Below are 22793 nucleotides of genomic sequence, written 5' to 3'. Positions count from 1 at the left end.
ACCAACCGCTTTTGAAATTTTTTTCAAAAACTAGTAGTTACCCATCGACTGATTCTCAAGAGAAGATAGTCTCAAAATCTCAGCGTATTCTTCATCGCTTAAGTCCTGATAGAAGAAGTTTACCGGGTTCACTTTATTGTTATCCTTGATCACCTCATAGTGAAGGTGTGGTGCAGTAGATCCTCCGGTATTTCCAGAGTAGCCAATTACCTGACCTCTTTTGACCTTTTGACCAGGCTTTACGAGAAATTCACTAAGGTGAGCGTAAAGTGTTTGATACCCAAAACCGTGATTGATTTTGATGTGTTTTCCATATCCACCAAATCTTGTGGTTGTGTATGCGATGGTTCCATCTCCGGTGGCATAGACCGGAGTTCCTGTTGGCAATGAAAAATCAGTACCGGTATGCATTTTACGAACCTTATAAATAGGATGCATACGGTAGCCAAATCCGGAAGCCAGTCGCTTCAATTCTTTATTAGAGACAGGTTGAATGGCAGGCATACTGGCCAATAACGCTTCTTTATTTTTTGCCATTTCAACAATGTCATCGTAAGACTTAGTCTGGATGTACATCTGCTTTTTCAGCTTGTCGATACGTTGCATGTTGGACAGGATAAGCTCCTCACGCTTCAATCCTTTTTCCAGTAACTCACGATATCTGTTTGATCCTCCAACACCAGCAGATCTGATCTCATCCGGAATTGGCTCTACACCAAAAACCACTCGATAAATATCATCATCTCGCTCTTCCAGAACGGAGAGCATTTCGTTTGCCTCCTCAAGATCATTTTCAAGAAGTTCGTAATAGAGTTTTAGTTCTTCATTCTCTTTTCGCAGTGACGCCTTTGCTGGTGATTCAAAGTAGTGATCGGTCACAAAAAAGATTCCTAATCCAATAATTGAAGAAACTACAAGAAAACCTAACAGGTTGAGCACAATGTCCCATGAAGAGACTTTTATACGCTCGTACCGGCAGGATTCAGTGTCATAGTAGTACTTAATTTTAGCCATGGGTTGATAGGGTAATTGTCGTAATTTTGCAAAATAGTTTTAGCGGGTGGTTTACGAATTACGGCGGCAATTTACGGATAATTGAGATTTTTTCATAATTACAAGATATAACAGTAACATTCTAATTTTTTCTTCCTAAATGGATTCTAAGTCAATAAGGAGTACTTTCCTCGAATTTTTTGAAGTCAAAAAGCACAAAATAGTGCCCTCAGCGCCCATTGTGGTACAAAATGATCCAACCCTCATGTTTACAAATGCTGGGATGAATCAGTTTAAAGACTACTTTTTGGGTAATAAGGTTGCCGAAAATAAGCGAGTGGCCGATACACAAAAATGCTTGCGGGTATCTGGGAAGCATAATGACCTGGAAGAAGTCGGCATTGATACCTACCATCATACCATGTTCGAAATGCTTGGAAACTGGTCTTTTGGCGACTATTTCAAGGAAGAAGCGATTGATTGGGCATGGGAGTTACTTACTGATAAGTTCAAGTTGCCGAAAGAGCGATTTTACGCGACGATTTTCGAGGGGGACCAATCGGAAAACCTGGATCAGGATAGTGAAGCAAAGAAATTCTGGATGAAACACCTCCCGGAGGATCGTGTGCTGAATGGCAGCAAAAAGGATAATTTCTGGGAAATGGGTGATACCGGACCATGCGGACCATGTTCTGAGCTACATATCGATTTAAGACCTCAAAGCGAGGTTGATAAGGTTTCAGGGAAGGAATTAGTGAACCAGGACCATCCGCAAGTGGTGGAAATCTGGAACCTGGTTTTCATCCAATACAACCGACTGTCCAATGGCACTCTTGAAAACCTCCCGGAGAAGCATGTAGATACCGGAATGGGCTTTGAGCGTCTGGCGATGGCTATTCAGAAAAAGCAATCCAACTATGATACGGACGTTTTCCAGCCACTCATCCAATGGGTGGCAAAAAGAGCAGAAGTGGAGTATGGAAAAGACGAGAAAACAGACATTGCTATTCGTGTGATCTCAGACCACATTCGCGCCATTGCTTTTACAATCGCTGATGGTCAACTTCCAAGTAATAACAAAGCTGGTTATGTAATTCGAAGGATTCTTAGAAGGGCAGTCCGCTATGGGTATACCTTCCTCGGATTCAAAGAGCCATTTTTGTTTGAATTGCTAGGAGTATTAGTTCAACAATTTGAAGGGGTATTCCCCGAACTCACAGGCCAGAAGGATTTTATTGCTAAAGTGATCAGGGAAGAAGAACTTTCCTTCCTTCGAACGCTTGACAATGGATTGAAAAAACTGGATACGATCACTTCAGGAAACTCGAAAGTCATCGAAGGGTTAACAGCATTTGAGTTGTATGATACCTATGGCTTTCCATTGGATCTGACTGCTTTAATTGCTCGAGAGAATGATATGGAAGTGGATGAGGCTGGCTTTCAAAAGGAAATGGAAGTCCAGAAGAATCGGTCTAAAAGTGCGGGCAAGCAGACAACCGGTGACTGGACCGTAGTGAATGAAGGAGAGGACGTGACGTTTGTCGGCTATACCGAAATTCAATCTGCCACCAAAGCGCTTCGCTATCGGGAGGTTAAACAGAAAGACAAAACCCAGTATCAGATCGTATTAGAGACCACCCCGTTTTATGCGGAAAGCGGGGGCCAGGTTGGGGATACCGGTTACCTGCAGTTTGGTGAAGAGAAAATCGAGGTGGTGGACACCAGAAAAGAAAACGATCTGATTGTTCACTTTACGAAAAAACTACCGACTTCACTCGATGGTGAAGTGAAAGCAGTGGTCAATGAAAGCAAGCGAAGACTGACGGAGAACAACCACTCTGCGACGCATTTGCTGCATGCGGCTTTGAGAGAAGTGCTGGGAGATCATGTGCAGCAAAAGGGCTCTTTGGTAAATGATAAAATTCTGCGTTTTGACTTTTCTCATTTCGCAAAAATGACGGAAGAAGAGATTGCGGAAGTTGAACAAATCGTGAATCGTAAGATTCGGGAAAACATCCAACTGGATGAAAAGAAGAATGTACCAATCGGAGAGGCTCAGGAAATGGGGGCGATGGCACTCTTTGGGGAAAAATACGGTGATTTTGTTCGTGTGATCACCTTTGACCCTGAGTATTCGGTGGAATTGTGCGGAGGTACCCATGTGCCAAGAACCGGAAATATTGGGCTTTTCAAAATTGTAAGTGAGGGATCCAGTGCTGCAGGTGTTAGAAGGATAGAGGCAGTTACTTCTGTAGAAGCCGAGAAATTTTATCATCAGAAGCTTCAGCTCATTTCTGAGTTGGAGGAGATGCTGAAGAACCCCAAAGACCTGAAGAAAACCATTGAAAACCTGGTAAAGGAAAACCTGGCTAACCAGAAGAAAATCGATGAGATGAACCAGCAGCAGGCTGGTCAAATCAAGAATACACTGAAGAATGAGGCGAAAGAGATCAATGGAAAAAAATTGATCACTTATAAAGGTGAGTTTCCTTCAGCTGATAGCATGAAGCAAGTGGCCTTTGATCTGAAAAGAGAAGTGGACAACCTGGTGCTTTTGATTGCCGCAAACATCAACGACAAGCCAATGCTAACCGTGATGCTAGCTGATGACTTGGTAAAAAATGGCATGAATGCTAACGAGATCATTCGAAAGATGGCCTCAGCTATCAAAGGTGGTGGAGGTGGACAACCCTTCTATGCCACTGCAGGAGGTAAGGATCTTTCTGGACTGGATGAAGCGTTGAAGATTGGGAAAGATTTGGTTGAAGGTTCTTGATGAACGCTCATGAATCATACGACGTAGTTGTTGGGCTTGAAGTTCACATTCAGCTCTCAACTGAGAGTAAGCTCTTTGCTGCGGATTCTACCGCTTTTGGAAAAGAACCCAACTCCAATGTGAGTGTGATCGCCCTGGCTCACCCGGGAACTTTGCCAAAGCTTAATAAAAAAGCAGTAGAATATGCGATTCGGATGGGACTGGCCTGTAACAGCGAGATTTCACGATACTGCATTTTTGACCGGAAGAATTATTTCTATCCGGATTTACCCAAGGGTTTTCAGACCACCCAGGACCGAACGCCTATCTGCATAGGTGGAACTGTTCCAATTGAACTAAAAGATGGACGCGAGACTGTAGTACAATTAAATCGAATTCACCTTGAAGAAGATGCCGGCAAGTCCATTCATGATGATGAATCTGAGGATTCGCTAATAGATCTAAACCGCGCGGGGGTTCCATTGATTGAATTGGTTACAGAGCCTTGCATTTCTTCTGCTGAGGAAGCTATGACTTTTCTGACAGAAATTAGAAGCATGGTTCGTTACCTGGAGATTTGTGATGGAAACATGGAGCAAGGGTCGCTGAGGTGTGATGCCAATATTTCTGTAAAGAAGAAAGGAGACGCTGAGTTGGGCAGAAAAGTAGAGGTGAAAAACATGAACTCCATCCGGAATGTGGGTCGGGCGATCAAATACGAATTTGAACGACAGGTTAAGCTGCTGGAATCCGGTGAAGATATCATCTCAGAAACCCGATTGTTTGATGCTAATACCGGAACAACCTCCGGTATGCGTACCAAAGAGGAGCTGAATGACTATCGGTATTTTCCGGAACCGGATCTGAGTCCATTTACGGTTTATGAAGAATGGCTCAAGCAGATTGAAACCGAGATGCCGCTTACTCCCGGAAAGACACGAGAGAAGCTTATTCAGGATTATGGACTTACCAAGTACGATGCGGGAGTGTTGTCTGCTGAAAAGGATGTTTCCCGATTCTTCGAAGAAGTTTGTCAAGAAACCAACCACCACAAACAAGTAGCCAACTGGCTGATTGGTCCTGTGAAGTCGATCCTAAATGAAAAGGATTCGAATGATCTAAAGATGCCACTTTCCAGCCAGCAATTAGCTGACTTGGTCGACTCAATAGAAGAAGGCAAAGTCAATAAATTAGTAGCCAGCAAGGAGGTGTTTCCTTTCCTGATACAGAATCCTGAAAAGGGTGTTGATGACGCCATTAGAGAACTTGGATTGACCCAGGTGAGTAAGGACGATATTTCCGATGTAATTTTGAAGGTATTGGATCAGCATCCTGATAAAGTGAAAGCTTACCAGAACGGAAAGAAGAACCTGATCGGAATGTTTATGGGAGAGGTAATGAAAGAGACAGGAGGGGCAGCTGACCCAAAAGAAACGAACGAACTCTTACGAAAGACGTTGGAAGAAAAGAATTAAATGTGATGATGAAAAATATCTTGATTTTAGGATTGGTCATTGGACTATTTAGCTGTGGAGAGCAGCGAGGAGAAGGAGTGAAGTTGACCGGTAATCTGGAGCAATTTCCTGCTGGTGGATTTGCCTACATTGAGCGAGTGGGTGAGAATGGACTCGAGCCTTTTGATACGCTGGAGGTCGACGAGAACGGAAGTTTTACGGAGTACCTTACTATCGAGGAGCCAGCCTTTTTTCGAGCTAATTTCAACGGTCGCCAAATCATTACTTTGATCTTAACCGGTGAGGAAAATGAAGTCGTGTTAAATGCACATGGAGCTGATCCACGTGGGTTTAGTGAAGTTTCCGGTTCCTACGATACGGAATACAAGAATCAGATTGATGCGATGATGCAGGAATACCGGACTCAGATCCAGGGAATGCAGCAGGCACAAAGACAAGCCAGAGCCAACAACGATGCGCAGGCATTTCAGACAGCTCAACTTCAAATGATGGATCTGGCGAAAAGAACAGAAGCAGAATTGAAAGATTTGATCCGGGAAGCCAGCCCATCACTGGCAGCTTTCTATGGATTGCAGATGATTGACGCTTCACAAAACTTTGCTTTCATCGATTCCATTGCCACTGAGTTGCGGGCTGAGATGCCTGAAAATTTTCATGTAGAAAACTTAATGTCTCAGATTTCTACCACCAAGAGTCTGGCGATTGGTGAGGAAGCACCGGAAATTTCATTACAAAATCCGGAGGGAGAAACAATCACATTGAGCTCGCTCAGAGGTAAGTATGTCCTCATTGATTTTTGGGCAGCCTGGTGCCGACCATGTAGAGCTGAGAATCCTAATGTAGTGCGGGTGTACAATGAGTATTCTGACGAAAACTTTGAAATCCTCGGAGTATCCCTTGATCGGACAAGAGAGAAATGGTTGGGAGCCATCGAGCAGGACGGGCTACCGTGGTTGCATGTTTCTGACCTGAAATACTGGAGAAGCCAGGCCGCTATTGATTATCAGGTAAACGCGATCCCGGCTACTTTCCTTGTCGATCCGGAGGGAAAAATCATTGCCAAGAACCTTCGAGGAGCCAGCTTGGAGGCGAAGCTCAAAGAGATTTTCGGATAACCTGTGGACCTAAACAAAAGGTACTGGGAAAAACGATATGAAGAAGGGACTACCGGATGGGACACAGGTGGACCAACCAAACCTTTGACTGATTACATCGATCAGATTGAAAATAAAGATCTCAAAATTCTGATTCCTGGTGCAGGGAATGCTTACGAAGCAGAGTACCTTTTTCAAAAAGGCTTTAACAATGTTTACGTCATTGACCTGGCAAAGCAACCGTTGGAAAACCTAAAAGAGCGAGCTCTGGACTTTCCCGATGATCAGTTAATTCAGGAAGACTTCTTTAAACATCAGGGCTCCTATGACCTCATTCTTGAACAGACGTTTTTCTGCGCAATCGATCCTGCATCACGAACTTCCTATGTTAAAAAGGTAGAAGAAATATTGAATCCGGGAGGGAAGCTTGTTGGGGTGCTATGGTCTGTACCAATGAATGAAGAGCAGCCACCTTTTGGAGGCTCAATGGATGAGTACATGGCATTGTTTTCACCCCAATTTCATATAAACACCCTAGAGCCTTGCTACAACTCTATTAAACCAAGGATGGGCAGAGAGGTGTTTATCCATCTCACCAAAGTATAGCAACCATATTTAGGGGTTATTGAACCATTGTTTGACAAATAGGTATGAATCCTAATCTCACATACCTACTTTGCGCTCTGATATTGTCTTTTTGTCTTGAATTAAAAGGGCAACAGCCAGACACCACTCATCAGGAGACTATTGTTAAAATGGAAAACCCTTATGGGAAGGGACGGACGAAATGGTTGAAGCAGAATGGTTTTGATACGGATAGTTATCAATGGGATAATCCGGAGATTAATCTTTATCTGGATCAGACTTTCAAGAGTAGATCGGTCGGAAACATTGTAGGCTTTACAGGATTGGGAATTTTTGTCCTTGGTCTTGCGGCAAATGCAATGGGTAGGTTAGCCAAGGATATCGGATCATCTAAGCCTGACGAGCCATACCGTGTTTTTAAAGCACCTTATTATTTAGGTGGTGCGCTAATCGTTTCCTCAATTCCATTTCATATCAAGTCTAACAAGAAGTTAAAGTTGGCAATCAAGAGAGCCTCAGAGTGAGTCTTTCAATATCTCAACAGAAATTACTAACTATTTTTACTTAGTTGTCGTAAGCAAATGCTGTGAATACAATAGGTCTTTTTGGTGTGCTGGCTGGAAGTGCAGTGGCGGTGGCACTTTTTCTCTCTAGTTTTTTCCTTAGTGTTAAGCGAAAGGAAGATCCACAAAATTTGTGGTTAGGATTGATTTTGCTTGCCATTGCGCTACGTATAGGGAAGTCCATCTTTTACTTCCTGTTAAATGATATGGCTCCCTTTGGACTCGCACTTGGGTTTCTAGGCCTTGCCTCCATTGGTCCCTTGACATTGCTCATGATCAGACATTCATCTGGTTTCAAATGGAAGAACAGCTGGCATTTTATCATTCCTGTTGCTGGAGCAATAGCTTGCTTCATCGTTTCTCCAAGTCCATGGGAAACCTATTTATACATGTCTGCCACAGCAGTTCTTTTTGTCTACCTGGTTTTTTCGACCTTGCATTTGTTGAAATTAGAAAATGGGATGATCAAAAGCTGGAACAAAAAGGTATTGATCATGGTAGCTGGCGTGTGGGCGGCCCTTGTGTATCAGCATCTGGCATATTCCATGATGGACTATGCCTGGGGTGCGATCATAGCCTCTGTGTTTCTTTATTGGATATTCATTCAATCCTTCAGAACCGGGGTTTTTCCCAAAGGCATTTCTGCTACATTACCTGATCAGACCGTCAGCCAGGTACGAGATGCGTTTGAGAATCAACAACTTTTCAAGGAACAGGGCATGAACCTTCAGCAGTTTTCTGCCAGGCTTGAAGTGCCCTCTTATTTGGTGACGCGAAGTGTAAAGCAGTTGTATGATCGATCCTTTCCGGAGACCCTGAATCATTTCCGGGTAGAGGAAGTAAAACAGATGCTCCTCGACCCGAAAAAGGAGCATCTGAAAATTGAATCATTGGCTTATGATGTGGGGTTTGCCTCACCCTCTGCGTTCTATGCAGCCTTCAAAAAATGCACCGGTCAAACACCTACTGCTTATCAGAAAGAAGCTGAGCTACTCTCCGCATAATCAGAAACCATAGATCTGAGTGGCTTTCAGGTCTATGCCATTGTCAGTATCCGGCAGAGCATCCAGGCTCGTTCCCATTTGGAATCTGGTGGAGTGACCTCCGGTCCAGACATTTTCAAAGGAAAGTCCTAGTCGACCAAAATTCTCAAAATCCGTCTGTTTGAAATTGCCACCCGGGCGTTCAATGTCAATATCAAATCGGGTCTGATTAAAGGCAAAATAGCCCATTACTGCTTGCTCATTAAACTCACCGAAGGAGCGACCGAAATTGAATTGTAAAGCTGACTGAGGCTTGATGCGGTACCTGACCACTGTACCGTCCGGATTCTCCCTGTTTTCAAAAGAACCAAACGGCTGGTTAATCTGTGCTTCAATCGCAAATATGTTATCATTCGCAAAATGCCAGCGATAACCACCAACCAGACCGATGGCCCACCTATTCCCATCACCTATGGTTTCTTTTCCATCCACTTGTGCACCGCCGAAGAGGTAGTGAAAGTTGATGTCAAACCCGATATAAAAACCTTTTAACTCCTGTTGGGCCTGAAGAAAAAAGCTACCTGTCAGCAATAGGAATAATGAAATGGTTTTTTTCATGTTAACCCGGGATTTTATACGTACCGTTTTTAACTTCTGACATGATCTGATTAAGCCTCGGCTGAAAATTCTGAGGTGTTTCACTCTGTACAGCTTCTAATTCTTTCATTGCTTTCTTCGTGTCATCAAGGAAGTAGTACGTGATCGCACGGTTTAGCTTCAGGTACCAGGCATCCGGGTATTTATCTACTGCCGCATTCAGTACGTTGAGTGCAGGCTCTGGTTTATTGATGCGTAGTAAGAAAATCGTCAGCCAATTGGTCTCTCCCGGTCCCATATCCATCGTGGTAAGCTCAGCAATGGTCTCAGATAGTTCATCCTTTCTGTCCAGTCGACTCAAAAGTTGCGCCTTGGTGGTCATATTCGTCACGTTCTTATTGGCGGAAAAACCATTGTAGCCGCCATTGATGGATCGGTCGGCCCAGGCCAATGCTTCTTCCAGGTTGGTGTCATGATTCAGGCACCACTGAGCTGCATCATTCCATGCCTCCCAGCGATACGTATTGATACCCAATAATTCGTATCGAAAACTTTCTACCACTGTTTTGTTCAGGTCGACACCTACCGTAAAGGGAATACGCTTGTCTCCCCATTCCAGTGCGATCACGACGGTGCTATCAGTCCGGTTGATGAATTCATAGTCCAGCTGCTCGGAAAAGGGGCAGTCTTCGCTTTTTACGTTTACAGCCAGCGCTACATGTTTTTCCCGATCCAGGTAATAGCTGCCCCACTGATTGTCATGGTGGGCAAACATGAGCGTGTAAGTGTCTCCATCCACATCGATGTGAAAGCCATACGATCCGGCTTTAAGCGGATTGCCATTGATCGTCACATCGGTAGTGAAAGAAATGCGGGTGTTCATATTGGCACCTGCACGCCATGCCAGGTTCGGATCGCCATACCCGTTGATTACATTCGCCCAGACATCTCTGCCTCGGGTCGCAGGGGAAGAATAGTCTACGGTGATGTCCGTGATACCCAGTCGCTGTGTTTCCATCACCTTCGGACTGGGTTGTGGAATTTTCATCGTGTGAAATTGGGCCTGTGCGAAAAGTCCTGCACACAGGCAGACAAGAAATGAAAGTACGTGTTTGTGTGTCATTGTTATTTGAGTTTTTGACAAAACTCCTTCAAGAGATAGTCTCTTCTATCCTGATTTGGGAAATGAGGAGAAGGAAATAAGCTGTTTTAGAGGCACTCCGGGCTTATTCCAATGCACTGCGAGGATATTCCATCGCACTCCAGGCTTATTCCATTGCATTCCGAGGATGTTTCAAAACATCCCGTGGTTATTCCAATACACTCCGACCTTATTCCAGATCACTCTGGCCTTTGTTCATTGTATTTCGAGCTTGTTCCAAAGCAATTTGGGCTTATTTCGGAGCACTCCTGGGTTATTCTTCTGCATCCCGAGGATGTTCCATTGAATGGATAGGTACGCGTTGCAAACGCGCACTAGCATGGAATAGATTAACATATTTACAGTGAGTCAAACATTTAAAATGTTTAATCTCCTGTTTTTGGTAATCAGGATATTCGGTTTTAAGGACCTTATTCTATTTGTGAAAAAAGGAAAATGAAAAAGATAAAAGCTGTAATCTGTTTGACCTTGTGCTTCATCATCAGTTGCGGAGAAAAAGAGAAGGAGCCCTGGGTACTGACCGAGGCGGATAAGCAATCCATTGAAAAGGCCAAAAGGGATATACCACTAACCCTTGCGAATGAAGGGTGGGAGGCTTACACGAAAGCATTTACAAATGATTACCAAAACTGGCCGATGCTAAGTGATGGCATTCGGGAACGCGATGATTTCTTTCCGCTGGTAAAGGACTGGTACGAGGCTGGCAACCGAGCCATCGGTAGTCAGGTCGAGACGATTGGGTTTATTACCGTAGCACCAAGAAAGGTGCTCTACCTACACAAGCAGACGGAAGTGTTTAAATACGTAGATTGCTCGGATACCGTATCCAGGGATATTCGGTTTGTCACGCTGTTTGAAAAGGAAGGAGAAGATTGGAAGGTGCGATTTACGGCGTTTATGGATGAGCCGAGGTGATGGAATGGAGGTACGCGTTGCAAACGCGCACTAGCATGGCTAGCGAATGTTGTACTGCGTTATTTATTCTGATATTCTTTACTGTCTAATAAGAAGTCAACGAATGTCATAGTTGAATTCACAGCCAGTCTTGAATGGTGTTTAAGCGTTTTGAATTTGTTGGCATGTCTGTCTCCTGAGTTGTTGCTTAGTCCTGCCAAGCCACTTGTGATTGAATCTAATCCTGACAGTATTTGAATAACAGTTGGAGGTAGTACTTTAGGATCTACAGTGAGATTAAGAATCTTCTTCACTTGTTTATACAGGTTCTCAAGCTTGCCATCATTCTTTATTTCTTTTCCTTCATGCTGTTCAATTATTTCAATCATAACAGCTTCTGCTAAACTTCTAGCATTCGTAATTGCACCATTAAAATCTCCTTGATCAATCTTGCTATGACACTTATTGATTTGTTCTTGAATAAACTCATGGTTAAGTGCTTTAACTGTTTCTGGTTCTACAATTATGCCTTTAGAGTCATGAACCTTGTAGAATTCACCGACCTTTTTAAGCTCAAATCCTTCAAAGCGTAGATAATCATTAATTGGTTTTATGATTTCGTCAAGTTTGTCAGATGGAGCACCAGCTTCCATTAAATCTCGAGGGTCAACAGAGTTCTCTATTATCAGTTTTAATTCCTGCGTTCCATTGAACTGCCTTACTTTCTCTTCCGTATATCTCCATCTGCTCGGAAATCCCTCACCGTATTGATCGTCCGCTCCGAACTCAACAAAAAAGTCTACTAATTGAGGTCCTGTTTTGTAAGGTAGAATTTGATTGTCTCCACACAAGGTCTTACCTAGAAACTTAATTGTTCGTTCTGAAACTTTCATTTGGGAATATGCATGATTTAATGCAGTACAACGTCCAGCTAGTGTGCGTATGTCCACACGTAGCTCTTTGGGTTAAAACTAGCGAACCTGAACCACATGCACCAAGTGATCCATAAAATGCTGCGTTACACAGGACATAACGCCAGAAGCTGAGACGTTCAGCAAAGTTATGAGAAGACCAGAAGGGAAGGTGAGCGGGCCGTCCTGCGATAGTGGCTAGAAGCTAAGTAAACATATGCATCACTAGCGCGTGTTATGGGCTTTTCTTTTATTAGCCGCCTAGTGTTCTAGGTAGTTAGAAGGTTTCTTAGCTCGTAACCATGTTCACCGTGCCTGCCGCCAGCCCAACTTTCATATAGAATTCTGATTCCAGTTTTGCAGTTAGGACAATAGTAATCTAGGAAGGAGTTCGTGAGTTCAGGTGCAGAGTCTGAAGTTATGCGAGTTAGAAGTTCGTTGTGTTCGTCCGACAAGTTTGAGAATTGACTGTCCTGATGTTTTCGTAAGTTGGAAAAGTTGATATTCGTAGTTGTTCCGCAGTTAGGGCAGTTGACCTCAGCGACAGGATGCGTGTCAAAGTCATCGTGACTGTTAAAGCTCAACTTGTTGCTGTATTTCTTAATTCTGTGCTGCATGATTGCCCATAACATCCGAATATAGTGCACTTTTATGCACTATATCCGCTTATATCTTCCAAAGATACCGTTTTACAGTACAAACTTTTGAAGCGCTCCCCAGAGCCTGGCTTTCTCGTTTACGTCTGCGGCTAGTATGGATAGTGGTTTGGAGCAGAGGAACTCACTGCCTTTGTAAGGAATAGGGGTGTAGAAGGCTTTGGCTTCCGGCACGAATACCAGTGCTTTTTTGAATTTCACCGCCTGGTCAAAACCATTGCTGAAAATCTTATACTCGCTCTTCGGTATTTTGCAGGCATCTATGATTTTATGCAGGAGCTCATTTTCAGCCGGATCATGGCTGGTATGGAACACCGCAAATGGCAAAGGCCTGGAGTCCGGTAGGTCGTGATGAGGAATATGTGGAGAATCCTGATGATGTTCCTCTTCCGGTGCTTCTTTCGTCTCAGGAGCTGGTTGTTTTGCAACAGATTCCTCCTCCTTAGCTACAGGCTCAGGTTCCGGTTCAGCCACAGAAGTAGGTTCCTGTGCTTCTTCTTGCTTTTCTGCAGACTCTTCGTTTATGATTTCGTCTTGCGATAGCAAGTAAATCTCTTCGTGTATGAGTAAGTGCAGGTGTTCTTTTTCCATGCAGGAGTCAAATTTTTAGTGTCATTTCGAGTGAAGCGAGAAATCTCATCGTCAATAGTCAGCGAATCTTAAATTTAAAGATTCCTCACATGCGTTCGGAATGACACTCAAAAAAAATGGAAGACTTAATCTTCCATATCAAAGATAGACTTTAGTTCTTTTGCTTCACTCGGTTTCATGCGTTTTCCAAGCACCAGTCGTAATTGTCTTCTTCTGAGCGCTCCGTCATACAATTCTTTTTCAAACTCTGTCTCAGGCTCCAGTTGCGGGATGTCAATCGGCTTACCTGACTGATCCACTGCCACGAACGTGAAAAACGCCCGGTTAGTGTGCACCTTCTTATCTGCTGGAATATCCTCGGCCACCACTTCTAAGTATACCTCCATTGAGGAGCTGAATGCTCGTGTAACGAAAGCAGAGATGGTTACGGCATTCCCAATCCGGATGGGCTCTGAGAAGGAAATGTTATCTACGGAAGCGGTTACCACAATGCGGTTGGAATGCTTCTGTGCAGCTATCGCTGCGGCGATATCCATCCAGTGCATGAGACGGCCTCCCATGAGGTTGTTCAGTCCGTTGGTGTCGTTTGGCAGGACCAGTTCGGTCATGGTCACGTAAGAGTCCTTACAGTTTTTTACTTTTTTCATATGCAGTTTTTTAAAAAGTAGATGAGCTAACCCACCCCTAACCTCGAAACGTCGAACCGCTCCAAGGAGTTGAATATTTAGATTCTTGATTTACTTTTTGTCGCCCCAACCGCGTTCTCCACGCAAAGGTACGAAGCTAAAATGGTCGAATTGCTTCTTTTTTATTTTGTTTTCATCCACTTTCTGGATCAAAACCATAGATTGTATGTCATCGTTCCCTACCGGGATCACTAATCGTCCGCCTACCTTGAGTTGTTGGACAAGTTCTTCAGGTACGGTTGGAGCACCTGCTGTCACAATGATTCCATCATATGGTGCAAATCGGGGGAGCCCTTTCGATCCATCGCCCTGGTACATGTGCGGCTGGTAGCCCAGCTTTGGCAGGAATCGAATGGCTTTCTGATACAGCTTCTTTTGATACTCAATCGTATAGACATCTGCACCCATTTCATCCAGTACACAGGCCTGGTAGCCGGAACCGGTCCCTATTTCAAGAATTTTATCTCCCGGCTTTACCTGTAGTAGCTGTGTTTGGAAAGCCACCGTATAAGGCTGGCTGATGGTTTGTCCCGCATCGATAGGGAAGGCCTTATCTTCATAGGCATGCGAATCGAAAATCTTGTCAAAGAAAAAATGACGGGGGATTTTGTTGATGGCATTCAACACCTCCTTATCGCGGATGCCTTTTTTTGCGATCCCCAGAACCAACTGCTTGCGTAAGCCCTTATGCTTGTAGGTATCTTTCAATTGACTTATTTTGAGCCTTAAATTTAATCAGCGTGTTTACAGGAATAGTTGAAACAGTAGGGAAAGTAGAAGAAATCTCCGGGAAAGGGACGAACGTGGATTTTATTATCTCTTCGTCTATATCAGACGAGTTGAAAATTGACCAGAGTGTGTCTCATAATGGAGTGTGCCTGACGGTAACCAAGGTTGAGGACGGGAGGCACTGGGTAACGGCCATTGATGAGACGATGAAAAAATCGAGCCTTGGTTCGATTGAAGTCGGGGCTCAGGTAAACCTGGAGCGATGCATGAAGGCGGATGGACGTTTTGATGGGCACATCGTGCAAGGTCATGTGGATACCACGGCCAGAGTGAGTGACATCAAGGATGAAAATGGTAGCTGGGTGTTCACTTTTGAGCTGAAAGAGGAGGGTCTGGTGGTCGAGAAAGGGAGCATCTGTATTAACGGAACCAGCCTAACTTGCTTTAACGTGGAAAAAAAAATCTTTTCTGTGGCGATAATTCCATATACATTTGAACATACCAACTTCAATCAGCTAGCAGTTGGTAGCATTGTTAATATTGAATTTGATATTATCGGTAAGTATATTCACCAAATCCTAAATCGAAAATAATGGCTCTCAATTGCATGGTAGTAGATGACGACAAAATGTCGCGTCTCGTAATCAAGAAATTTATAGATAAGACTGATACCCTGGTCATGACGCACGACCTGGACAACACTCAGGAGGCGCATGATATTCTTTTAGGCGAAAGTGCCAACGACGTAGATATTGTATTTCTGGATATCGAGATGCCCGGAATGAGTGGGTTGGATCTTGTGAAGGATCTTCAGCATGCCTACAATGTGATTTTGGTAACTTCCAAAAAGGAGTATGCGATTGAGGCGTTTGAGGATTCTGTAGCGGATTACCTGGTGAAGCCGGTAGAATACGAGCGCTTCATGAAGGCGGTCAACAAAGTGAAGGAGAATCTGGAGAAAGAGAAAGCGATTGCCGAACAGGAAGATCATATCTATGTGAAAAGCGATGGCAAGCTTTACCGATTAAGCTATGACAACATCCTTTTTGTGGAGGCACTGGCAGATTATGTGATTTTTAATACAGCCGCAGGTAAAAAGCACATTGTGCATCATACGATGAAGGGAATCGAGAAAAGATTACCTGAAAGTATTTTCAGCCGAGTGCATAGAAGCTACATCATCAACCGGAATAAGATCGATAAGATCGAGGACTTGCAGGTGCATATCGGGGAGAAGACCTTTTCCATTGGTGCTTCTTATAAAGAGTCCTTGATGGATCGATTCAATTTGCTCTAATAAATACAACCAACCTAACCTAAAGGCATTGACCGGATTGCTTAGGCGATCCAGTTTATGCCTTTTTTTAATTGCTCCTGTGTCTCTAATTCCAGATTGCTTTTAGGCTGATAATCGTACTCCCAATTGGCTTCCGGAGGCATACTCATCAGAATGGATTCTGTTCGTCCATTAGTATCAAGCCCGAATTTGGTTCCCTTGTCGTGCACCAGGTTAAACTCAACATATCGTCCACGTCTGATTTTCTGCCAGTTTTTATCGGCATCCGACCAATTCTTATCCCGCAGACCCTCAATTGCATCCGTATATGCCGGAATGAATGTTTCTCCTACATCTTTTACAAACTGCCAATGATCCGCTTTTGATTTACCGTCTTTGACGGTCAATCGGTCAAAGAAAATACCGCCGATTCCACGTGTTTCATTTCGGTGTTTGACAAAAAAATAATCGTCGGCCCATTCCTTAAATCGCGGATAGAACTCAGAGTCGTGTTTATCACAGGTGTCTTTCAAATACTGGTGAAAGTTTTGTGCTTTTTCTTTTATCACATAATGAGGCGTAAGATCGATTCCTCCACCAAACCACCAAATCCCGTTACTCATTTCAAAGTAGCGAACATTCATATGAATGATTGGCACCCATGGATTTTGTGGGTGTAAAACGATTGAAACACCGGTTGCGAAGAAGTTTGCCTCGGGGAGGTTCAATGCGTTCAGTATTTTCTCAGGTGTGGGTCCGGAGACAGCAGAAAAATTCACACCTCCTTTTTCGATTAGATCACCACCTTTAATTACTCGTGACCTTCCGCCACCGCCTTCGGGCCGGTCCCATTGGTCTTCTTTGAATGTTGATTTACCATCAAGTTTTTCAAGCGAGTTGCAAATCGAGTCTTGCAATCCCTGAAACCACTTTGTTATTTCTTCTTTTGTTATTTCTGCCATTTAGAATGGGTATCCAATACCAATATTTATTTCTGAATTCCGATTGAAGTTGGAGAAGATTTCATCTCCTACAAATCGTTCACCTCGTTTTTGTGCAGGGTCTATAAGCTTCAGTCCCAGATCAACCCTGAAAACCAGGAATTGGAGGTCAAATCTTAAACCCACACCTGTGCCTACCGCCATTTCATCCATGAATTCATTGAAGTGAAATACGCCATCATCACCCTCAGCATCTGATTCTGCATCCACTAAGGAATTTCGTACCTGCCAAATATTTCCCGCATCAATAAATACAGCCCCTTCCAGAAAGCCCACCAGATCCTGTCGCAATTCAATACTTGATTCAATGATGAGTTCTCCTCGCTGCTCATTTCTATAGTCTACAGCATCAGTGGGGTTTCCATCTCCATCGGTTTCAAATACGCCAAATGCTCCCGGACCTAACCTTCGTGGTTTCCAGGCTCGAATGCTACTACTACCACCGGCAAAAAAGTACTTTTCATACGGCATGGATTCATTGGCTCCATAGGGATATGCAAGCCCCACATTTAATCTGGCTGCAAGATTGGTTTTTCTGGTCAACCGTTCAATTTTCCTCAAGTCGATCTGGGTTTTAGCATACTGATAGGTTGTCAGGCTGTCGCCAAAGAAGGATTTACCTACAATATCAACAAGGTTTCCCCCCAACTCGGCGTTGAGCCGTACAAATCCTCCATCCTGATTAAGGGCATAGTTGCCGAGGCTCAGATCCAGCTGAAACGCTGTGCTTGTAACCACAGCAGATTCAAAAGCCAGCGCGTATGGATTATTCTGGTCTCTTAATTCCTTCAGAAAATCTTCAAATTCCTGACCTGTAATGGTGGTATTTGTCAGGCTCAACTCAAGAGGTGTTAGCCGATACCTCACCTGGTCTCTTACCTGCCAGCTATACGTCCAGGTTCCTCTGTAAGTGGCTCGACGATATTCTGTCACCCGATCTTCAAATGAAAAACCCAGGGAAAGCCGTGTTTTTGGGTTGAATCGACCAATCTTGTTTTTGTAATAGGAGCCGAGTGGAAACAAAAACTGAGGGAAAGTGATTGCAGCTTCAGCTCCAAACTGACGGGAGGTGTAATTACCATCAAACTCAGATTCTTCCCGCACAGACCTTAGGTCTTCCAGTTTGGCATTCGCATCAAAACTGAGTATTTCCAATGTCCTGAATGTATTCCTGTTTTTCAGGTTTATGTTCACGAAAGGACCCGGTCTTCCTTGTGTTCTTGATAAACCAAACTCACTGGATGTTTGGTACTTGTCGAATGGGGACGTGAATATGTTTGCGACAAAATAGTTACCAGTTGTGTCGTAATTGATGTTGATGAACTTGAAGTTGTCCAGATAGGAGAGTTGACGCTGTGTTTCAATGGTAAGGTCTCTACTATAAGGGTCATCCTGCTCAAGGGGGACTCTCCATTCCAGTACCTTTTTAGAATACCTGTTTCTGGCAAAGCTGAAAGTGATGTCTCTGTATTTCTCTTCCGTTCGGTCAAATGTTTCGCTGACACTTGCGTCGGTAATAAAAACAATGGAGTCCAGGTAAAATATCTTGTGCTGTTCTTTTCCTGGAGGATTTTTAATGACCTCTCGAACGATGAGGGTATCACCACCCATCTGAATGGAATCTAATTCAAATCCAATAAACTGCTTGGAGAATTCATAGTAGCCATTATTTACAGCCAGATCGTAAATGAAGTCACGTTCCTGACTTAATATGTCCTGATCATAGTAGCCTTTTTGGAGCGGTGATTCTTTAATGTTTTCCATAACCAGGGCATGCAGTACCGTGTCTTTAATATCATACTGGATAGAATCGATTACATAGCGGTCTTTCAGCGCAATATCATATTCCAGGTTTATATATCGATCTTTTTTGCCAAACCAGCCACTTACCCAATTTCTGATGTCTCTGCCGGCTTTGCCAATGGGCCCGAGACTATCATAAGTTGTTGTATCTATCCGAATGGTAGCATCAAAATATCCTTTTGAGTTTAGGTATAGGTCAATTTTTTCTCTGGTCAGTCTTGTGCTGGCATGATTATAAATAGCGAGGGTTTCTCCCCACCTCATAAGCTGGTTTCCCTGCTTGACCTTTCTGTTCTTCTTATCGTACTTTTTGGCTTTTTTGTTTCGGAGCTTCTGTCTTCGTTTATCAGAGGTGGCGTCTGCTATTTTTCGATCAAATTTAGCTTCAAGTGAATCTCTTTTTGCAATGGCTTTTTGTTTATCGTATCCGGGAAAGATCCAGCCATTTTCTCCAAGTTTATATAAATGAGCCAGGTGAGTAAACGGGTAGTAGCCGAAAAGAATACGGCTGTTGGCTTCCTGTTCATAAAGTCCCTTTGCATCGTCTGCCAGTGCGCCGGATAAACCATTGATTTTTTGCTTAGCCAGGAGGTGCTGATCGTCTTTTAAAAACTTTGAGCCCAGGCATGATGTAAGAAAAATGCCTGCGAATAGTGATATTTGGCTTAGTCTAAAAAGTCGCTTCAAATCAAATGCTCTCTAGGAAGGAACAGAAATTTATAAAATCGCTCAAAGTTAAGAAGTACCGCATGCGTGAGAAATGCTTTTTGATTGAAGGTACAAAAAATGTGCAGGAGTTACTCAATTCTGATTTTGAGGTAGAAATGGTGATAGGAACAGAGCAGTTTTTCTCTCAAAATTTAAAAAGTGGAAATCATCGAAATGAAATTGTGATGCCGGACCTTCTAAGTCAGCTAGGTACTTTTAAGACCAATGAAGATGTGTTGGCGGTGGCAAGAATGCAGGATTTTAACCTCAAGACTCTATCATTTGATGATCATTTATTTGTTCTCGATGGAGTGGGGGATCCGGGAAACATGGGGACCATTATTCGTACGCTGGATTGGTTTGGGTTTGATCAGCTGGTTTGTTCATCAGATTGTGCTGAGTTTTATCACCCCAAAGTAATTAATAGTACGATGGGTTCTTTTACTCGAGTAAAAGTAGTTTCATGTGATCTGGAAGAATTCTATCAACAAAATAGGCTTCCGGTTTATGCAGCCGATATGGAAGGTATCCACCTTAGCCATTTAAATAGTAAAAGCCCGTCAGTGCTGGTTATGGGAAGTGAATCTCATGGGGTGGGTGAGATAACTAAAAAGAACATAAAAGAACGCATCACTATTCCGCGATATGGCCATGCAGAGTCATTGAATGTAGGCATAGCCACGGGAATAATTGCCGGTCATTTGCGCATGGCAAAAAAGTGATTCATAAGCGAGCTTGTTGAGGGATCATGTTGGTCCGTTTCACCCTTTTTGATTTCATTCAAAATGGGTTTAGAAAGCTGCTTTCCAAGTTCCACCCCCCATTGATCAAAACTAAAAATGTTCCATATCACGCCTTGCACAAAAACACGGTGCTCATAGTAGGCGATTAGCGAACCGAGGTTCTTCGGAGAAAGCTCCTTGATTAAAATGCTGGTAGAAGGCCTATTTCCCTCAAAAATTTTAGAGTTAATCAATATTTCATCTGCACCACCTACTTCTTCAATGACTTGCTCTTTCGTCTTCCCTGTGAGCAGGGCTTCAGATTGCGCGAAGAAATTAGCCAGAAGTTTTTCATGATGATCAGCATGTTTGTGAGCTGGCTTAGCGATACCAATAAATTCGCACGGTATGATCTTAGTTCCTTGATGAATCAATTGGTAAAATGCATGTTGTCCGTTGGTTCCGGGCTCTCCCCAGATGATGGGACCAGATTGGTAGTTGATCTTTTTTCCGGAACGGTCGATATACTTTCCATTGCTTTCCATATCTACTTGCTGCAGGTAGGAAGGGAGGTACCTTAACCGATGATCGTAAGGCAGGATAGCCATAGAGTCGTAGTTTCGGAAGTTATTATACCAAATGCCGATGAGGGCGGAAATCACGGGAAGATTGGCATCAAGATCAGTATTTTTAAAATGCTGGTCCATTTCATGTGCACCCTCAAGTAAGGATTCAAAGTGATCATATCCTACCGTGCAGGCGATTGAAAGGCCAATGACTGACCAAAGCGAGTATCTTCCACCAACCCAGTCCCAAAACTCAAACATGTTTTCACTTGAAATCCCGAATTCATTAACAGCTTCTTCGTTGGTACTCACAGCTACAAAATGCTGACTGATATATTCCTGGCTTCCTCCCTGTGATAAAAACCATTCTTTAGCTGATGTAGCATTAGTGATGGTTTCCTGCGTAGTAAAGGTCTTTGAGGCAATAATGAATAAGGTTGTTTCAGGATTGAGATTCTCCAGAAACTCTACCAGCTGAGCAGCATCCACATTGGAAATGAAATGTGGGGTGATGTTTTTCCAATAGGGCTTTAATGCATAGGTGACCATTTTTGGTCCCAGGTCAGAGCCCCCAATACCGATATTTACGATATCAGTAATGGACTTATCGGTGAACCCTTTCCAGTCGCCATCTAGCAACTTATTTGAGAATGATTTGACCTTAGATAATTCCTTTTTTACTTCTTCTTTTTCAGAGCTTCTCAAAGCAACATGCTGTACGGCTCGTTTCTCCGTTTCATTGATTTTTTCCCCTGCAAACATTGAATGAATGGCAGCTGAAAGCCCACATTCATTTGCCAGGGAAACGAGTTCATCCATTACTTCATCAGAGACTTCATTTTTGGAAAAGTCGAAATGAAAGTCATTGAAGTTGAAAGTAAACTTATCCAGGCGAGAAGGATCAAGTAGAAGATCTCTTATGCTGCTTTTTTTGTTAGCGTATTCACGAAGTTTTGCCCATGACTTGGTTGTCGTTGGGTCAATCTTTGGTAGCATGATGTATGGTTTTTAGAATAAACCCGGAAGGATATCTTCCCTGACAAAAAGGTAATAAGAATAGGCAATAAAGCCAATGAGGTACACCATTCCTTCGGCACGGTCCAGCTTATACTTATTTAGTGTAAACATGAATAAGAAAAGCATGAGTGTTCCCAGCATGACTATGAATAGGTCAGTATTGAGTGATGCGGTGTAAACCAAAGGAGCATGAATGATTGAGGTTGCACCTAATACAAGCAGAAGGTTAAAAATGTTCGATCCCACGATATTTCCAACTGCTATATCTGATTTTTTGTTGAAGGCTGCTACAGCAGAGGTAGCCAGTTCAGGTAGAGAGGTGCCAGCAGCCAGGATGGTCAGACCAATCATTTTGTCACTGACGTGGAAAAATTTGGCAATGGTCACTGCATTTTCAACAATCAGGTTACCACCAAAAACTAATCCAACAATACCCAGAACGATCATTACGGTGGTTTTCAAACTTCCGTGGATTTCTATGTCCTCTACTTCTGCTTCCGGGTTTCTGCTCAAATTCATAAAGATGTAGACGAGAAACAGGACAAACATGACAAGTAGAATAATTCCGTCCTGCACTTCCAGTCCATTTTTTTCAGCATCGAAGAAGAGAACATCATTGACCAGGATGAAGAAAATTATTGTGGCAAGAAGTGAATAGGGCACTTCTTTCCAAAGGGCATTTCTTTCCACAGTAAGTGGATAGATAACTGCGGAGACACCCAAAATAAGAAATATATTGAAAATATTTGAACCAATGATGTTACCAAAAACCACTTCATTGGCGCCTGAGTTACCGTCTTGAACCGAACCTGAAATAATATTCACCACCAACTCCGGGGCGGAAGTTCCCATTGCCACCACAGTAAGGCCAATTGCTATGTCTGATACATTGAAACGTTTGGCTAAAGATGAAGCTCCATTCACCAGATAATCTGCTCCTTTGATAAGTAGCACAAACCCCACAATTACCAGCAAAAAATTTAATGCTATAGTACTCAATTCAGTATCGGTTAGATTGGTGACTCA

Annotated in this window: 22 protein-coding genes; 10 read left to right on the top strand and 12 right to left on the bottom strand. The window is 43.3% G+C overall.

Features of this window, described 5'->3' with window-relative positions:
• Nucleotides 1-30: 30 nt before the first annotated feature.
• Entirely contained in the window at nucleotides 31-1014 is a 984-nt protein-coding gene (locus ACOQON_RS12490; RefSeq protein ID WP_420575753.1) for a M23 family metallopeptidase, read from the bottom strand.
• 139 nt (nucleotides 1015-1153) lie between these two features.
• Here ACOQON_RS12490 and alaS point away from each other — a divergent pair, with 139 nt between their 5' ends.
• The 6 genes from alaS to ACOQON_RS12460 all read left to right on the top strand — a co-directional run bounded on the left by alaS (nucleotide 1154) and on the right by ACOQON_RS12460 (nucleotide 8469).
• The gene (gene alaS, locus ACOQON_RS12485; protein WP_420575752.1) at nucleotides 1154-3769 is read left to right on the top strand and encodes an alanine--tRNA ligase; all 2616 of its coding nucleotides are present in this window, start codon (nucleotides 1154-1156) and stop codon (nucleotides 3767-3769) included.
• Nucleotides 3769-5223 (top strand): Asp-tRNA(Asn)/Glu-tRNA(Gln) amidotransferase subunit GatB, encoded by a 1455-nt coding sequence (gene gatB / locus ACOQON_RS12480; RefSeq protein ID WP_420575751.1) that lies wholly within the window; start codon nucleotides 3769-3771, stop codon nucleotides 5221-5223. Before alaS ends, gatB begins: the two co-directional genes overlap by 1 nt.
• Before the next feature lie 5 nt (nucleotides 5224-5228).
• Complete coding sequence (locus ACOQON_RS12475) at nucleotides 5229-6338, top strand: peroxiredoxin family protein (protein ID WP_420575750.1); 1110 nt, start codon at nucleotides 5229-5231, stop codon at nucleotides 6336-6338.
• A 3-nt stretch (nucleotides 6339-6341) separates the two neighbouring features.
• Nucleotides 6342-6923 (top strand): methyltransferase, encoded by a 582-nt coding sequence (locus ACOQON_RS12470; protein WP_420575749.1) that lies wholly within the window; start codon nucleotides 6342-6344, stop codon nucleotides 6921-6923.
• A gap of 44 nt (nucleotides 6924-6967) precedes the next feature.
• Entirely contained in the window at nucleotides 6968-7426 is a 459-nt protein-coding gene (locus tag ACOQON_RS12465; RefSeq protein ID WP_420575748.1) for a hypothetical protein, read from the top strand.
• A gap of 62 nt (nucleotides 7427-7488) precedes the next feature.
• Nucleotides 7489-8469: a helix-turn-helix domain-containing protein gene (locus tag ACOQON_RS12460; RefSeq protein WP_420575747.1), complete on the top strand. Its 981-nt coding sequence runs from the start codon at nucleotides 7489-7491 to the stop codon at nucleotides 8467-8469.
• Here ACOQON_RS12460 and ACOQON_RS12455 read toward each other — a convergent pair whose 3' ends face one another.
• A complete protein-coding gene (locus ACOQON_RS12455; protein WP_420575746.1) occupies nucleotides 8470-9066 on the bottom strand; it encodes an outer membrane beta-barrel protein in 597 nt (198 codons plus the stop codon). It abuts the gene before it with no gap.
• Between the two features lies 1 nt (nucleotide 9067).
• Entirely contained in the window at nucleotides 9068-10168 is a 1101-nt protein-coding gene (locus ACOQON_RS12450) for a DUF2911 domain-containing protein (RefSeq protein WP_420575745.1), read from the bottom strand.
• A gap of 474 nt (nucleotides 10169-10642) precedes the next feature.
• On the opposite strand from ACOQON_RS12450, the gene ACOQON_RS12445 reads away from it, so the two are divergent.
• Complete coding sequence (locus ACOQON_RS12445) at nucleotides 10643-11122, top strand: hypothetical protein (protein ID WP_420575744.1); 480 nt, start codon at nucleotides 10643-10645, stop codon at nucleotides 11120-11122.
• 59 nt (nucleotides 11123-11181) lie between these two features.
• Here the strand turns inward: ACOQON_RS12445 and ACOQON_RS12440 are convergent, their stop codons facing one another.
• The 5 genes from ACOQON_RS12440 to ACOQON_RS12420 all read right to left on the bottom strand — a co-directional run bounded on the left by ACOQON_RS12440 (nucleotide 11182) and on the right by ACOQON_RS12420 (nucleotide 14662).
• The gene (locus tag ACOQON_RS12440) at nucleotides 11182-11994 is read right to left on the bottom strand and encodes an abortive infection family protein (protein WP_420575743.1); all 813 of its coding nucleotides are present in this window, start codon (nucleotides 11992-11994) and stop codon (nucleotides 11182-11184) included.
• Between the two features lie 287 nt (nucleotides 11995-12281).
• On the bottom strand, nucleotides 12282-12629 hold the full coding sequence (locus ACOQON_RS12435; protein WP_420575742.1) for a hypothetical protein: 348 nt from the start codon (nucleotides 12627-12629) through the stop codon (nucleotides 12282-12284).
• 72 nt (nucleotides 12630-12701) lie between these two features.
• Nucleotides 12702-13259 (bottom strand): hypothetical protein, encoded by a 558-nt coding sequence (locus ACOQON_RS12430; protein ID WP_420575741.1) that lies wholly within the window; start codon nucleotides 13257-13259, stop codon nucleotides 12702-12704.
• A 125-nt stretch (nucleotides 13260-13384) separates the two neighbouring features.
• Complete coding sequence (locus tag ACOQON_RS12425; protein WP_420575740.1) at nucleotides 13385-13906, bottom strand: acyl-CoA thioesterase; 522 nt, start codon at nucleotides 13904-13906, stop codon at nucleotides 13385-13387.
• Between the two features lie 90 nt (nucleotides 13907-13996).
• Entirely contained in the window at nucleotides 13997-14662 is a 666-nt protein-coding gene (locus ACOQON_RS12420) for a protein-L-isoaspartate(D-aspartate) O-methyltransferase (RefSeq protein ID WP_420578690.1), read from the bottom strand.
• Nucleotides 14663-14685: 23 nt separating this feature from the next.
• On the opposite strand from ACOQON_RS12420, the gene ACOQON_RS12415 reads away from it, so the two are divergent.
• Nucleotides 14686-15267: a riboflavin synthase gene (locus ACOQON_RS12415; RefSeq protein WP_420575739.1), complete on the top strand. Its 582-nt coding sequence runs from the start codon at nucleotides 14686-14688 to the stop codon at nucleotides 15265-15267.
• The gene (locus ACOQON_RS12410; RefSeq protein WP_420575738.1) at nucleotides 15267-15971 is read left to right on the top strand and encodes a LytR/AlgR family response regulator transcription factor; all 705 of its coding nucleotides are present in this window, start codon (nucleotides 15267-15269) and stop codon (nucleotides 15969-15971) included. The genes ACOQON_RS12415 and ACOQON_RS12410 overlap by 1 nt, the downstream gene beginning before the upstream one ends.
• Nucleotides 15972-16012: 41 nt before the next feature.
• On the opposite strand, the gene hemF is transcribed toward ACOQON_RS12410, so the two are convergent.
• Nucleotides 16013-16912: an oxygen-dependent coproporphyrinogen oxidase gene (hemF, locus tag ACOQON_RS12405; protein WP_420575737.1), complete on the bottom strand. Its 900-nt coding sequence runs from the start codon at nucleotides 16910-16912 to the stop codon at nucleotides 16013-16015.
• Nucleotides 16913-19441, bottom strand: a complete 2529-nt coding sequence (locus ACOQON_RS12400; RefSeq protein ID WP_420575736.1) for a BamA/TamA family outer membrane protein — start codon at nucleotides 19439-19441, stop codon at nucleotides 16913-16915. It abuts the gene before it with no gap.
• 5 nt (nucleotides 19442-19446) lie between these two features.
• On the opposite strand from ACOQON_RS12400, the gene ACOQON_RS12395 reads away from it, so the two are divergent.
• Nucleotides 19447-20184 (top strand): TrmH family RNA methyltransferase, encoded by a 738-nt coding sequence (locus ACOQON_RS12395; protein ID WP_420575735.1) that lies wholly within the window; start codon nucleotides 19447-19449, stop codon nucleotides 20182-20184.
• Here the strand turns inward: ACOQON_RS12395 and pgi are convergent.
• Complete coding sequence (gene pgi, locus ACOQON_RS12390; RefSeq protein ID WP_420575734.1) at nucleotides 20160-21746, bottom strand: glucose-6-phosphate isomerase; 1587 nt, start codon at nucleotides 21744-21746, stop codon at nucleotides 20160-20162. The two genes, ACOQON_RS12395 and pgi, sit on opposite strands and share 25 nt — an antisense overlap.
• Nucleotides 21747-21758: 12 nt before the next feature.
• A complete protein-coding gene (locus ACOQON_RS12385; protein WP_420575733.1) occupies nucleotides 21759-22766 on the bottom strand; it encodes a calcium/sodium antiporter in 1008 nt (335 codons plus the stop codon).
• Nucleotides 22767-22793 lie beyond the last annotated feature (27 nt).

Origin of the sequence: Ekhidna sp. (assembly GCF_965221965.1) — a bacterium.
GTDB lineage: Bacteria > Bacteroidota > Bacteroidia > Cytophagales > Cyclobacteriaceae > Ekhidna.
The sequence above is the reverse complement of the archived record's forward strand: the minus strand, read 5'-3'. Positions and strand labels throughout refer to the sequence as shown.

What these genes read in the sequence shown, in the direction of transcription:
- ACOQON_RS12445 (WP_420575744.1), top strand. Translation starts at nt 10,643, where the DNA reads ATGAAAAAGATAAAAGCTGTAATCTGTTTGACCTTGTGCTTCATCATC.
- pgi (WP_420575734.1), bottom strand. Translation starts at nt 21,746, where the DNA reads ATGCTACCAAAGATTGACCCAACGACAACCAAGTCATGGGCAAAACTT.
- ACOQON_RS12475 (WP_420575750.1), top strand. Translation starts at nt 5,229, where the DNA reads ATGATGAAAAATATCTTGATTTTAGGATTGGTCATTGGACTATTTAGC.
- ACOQON_RS12395 (WP_420575735.1), top strand. Translation starts at nt 19,447, where the DNA reads ATGCTCTCTAGGAAGGAACAGAAATTTATAAAATCGCTCAAAGTTAAG.
- ACOQON_RS12425 (WP_420575740.1), bottom strand. Translation starts at nt 13,906, where the DNA reads ATGAAAAAAGTAAAAAACTGTAAGGACTCTTACGTGACCATGACCGAA.
- ACOQON_RS12450 (WP_420575745.1), bottom strand. Translation starts at nt 10,168, where the DNA reads ATGACACACAAACACGTACTTTCATTTCTTGTCTGCCTGTGTGCAGGA.
- ACOQON_RS12435 (WP_420575742.1), bottom strand. Translation starts at nt 12,629, where the DNA reads ATGCAGCACAGAATTAAGAAATACAGCAACAAGTTGAGCTTTAACAGT.
- gatB (WP_420575751.1), top strand. Translation starts at nt 3,769, where the DNA reads ATGAACGCTCATGAATCATACGACGTAGTTGTTGGGCTTGAAGTTCAC.
- ACOQON_RS12490 (WP_420575753.1), bottom strand. Translation starts at nt 1,014, where the DNA reads ATGGCTAAAATTAAGTACTACTATGACACTGAATCCTGCCGGTACGAG.
- hemF (WP_420575737.1), bottom strand. Translation starts at nt 16,912, where the DNA reads ATGGCAGAAATAACAAAAGAAGAAATAACAAAGTGGTTTCAGGGATTG.
- alaS (WP_420575752.1), top strand. Translation starts at nt 1,154, where the DNA reads ATGGATTCTAAGTCAATAAGGAGTACTTTCCTCGAATTTTTTGAAGTC.
- ACOQON_RS12440 (WP_420575743.1), bottom strand. Translation starts at nt 11,994, where the DNA reads ATGAAAGTTTCAGAACGAACAATTAAGTTTCTAGGTAAGACCTTGTGT.
- ACOQON_RS12410 (WP_420575738.1), top strand. Translation starts at nt 15,267, where the DNA reads ATGGCTCTCAATTGCATGGTAGTAGATGACGACAAAATGTCGCGTCTC.
- ACOQON_RS12465 (WP_420575748.1), top strand. Translation starts at nt 6,968, where the DNA reads ATGAATCCTAATCTCACATACCTACTTTGCGCTCTGATATTGTCTTTT.
- ACOQON_RS12430 (WP_420575741.1), bottom strand. Translation starts at nt 13,259, where the DNA reads ATGGAAAAAGAACACCTGCACTTACTCATACACGAAGAGATTTACTTG.
- ACOQON_RS12455 (WP_420575746.1), bottom strand. Translation starts at nt 9,066, where the DNA reads ATGAAAAAAACCATTTCATTATTCCTATTGCTGACAGGTAGCTTTTTT.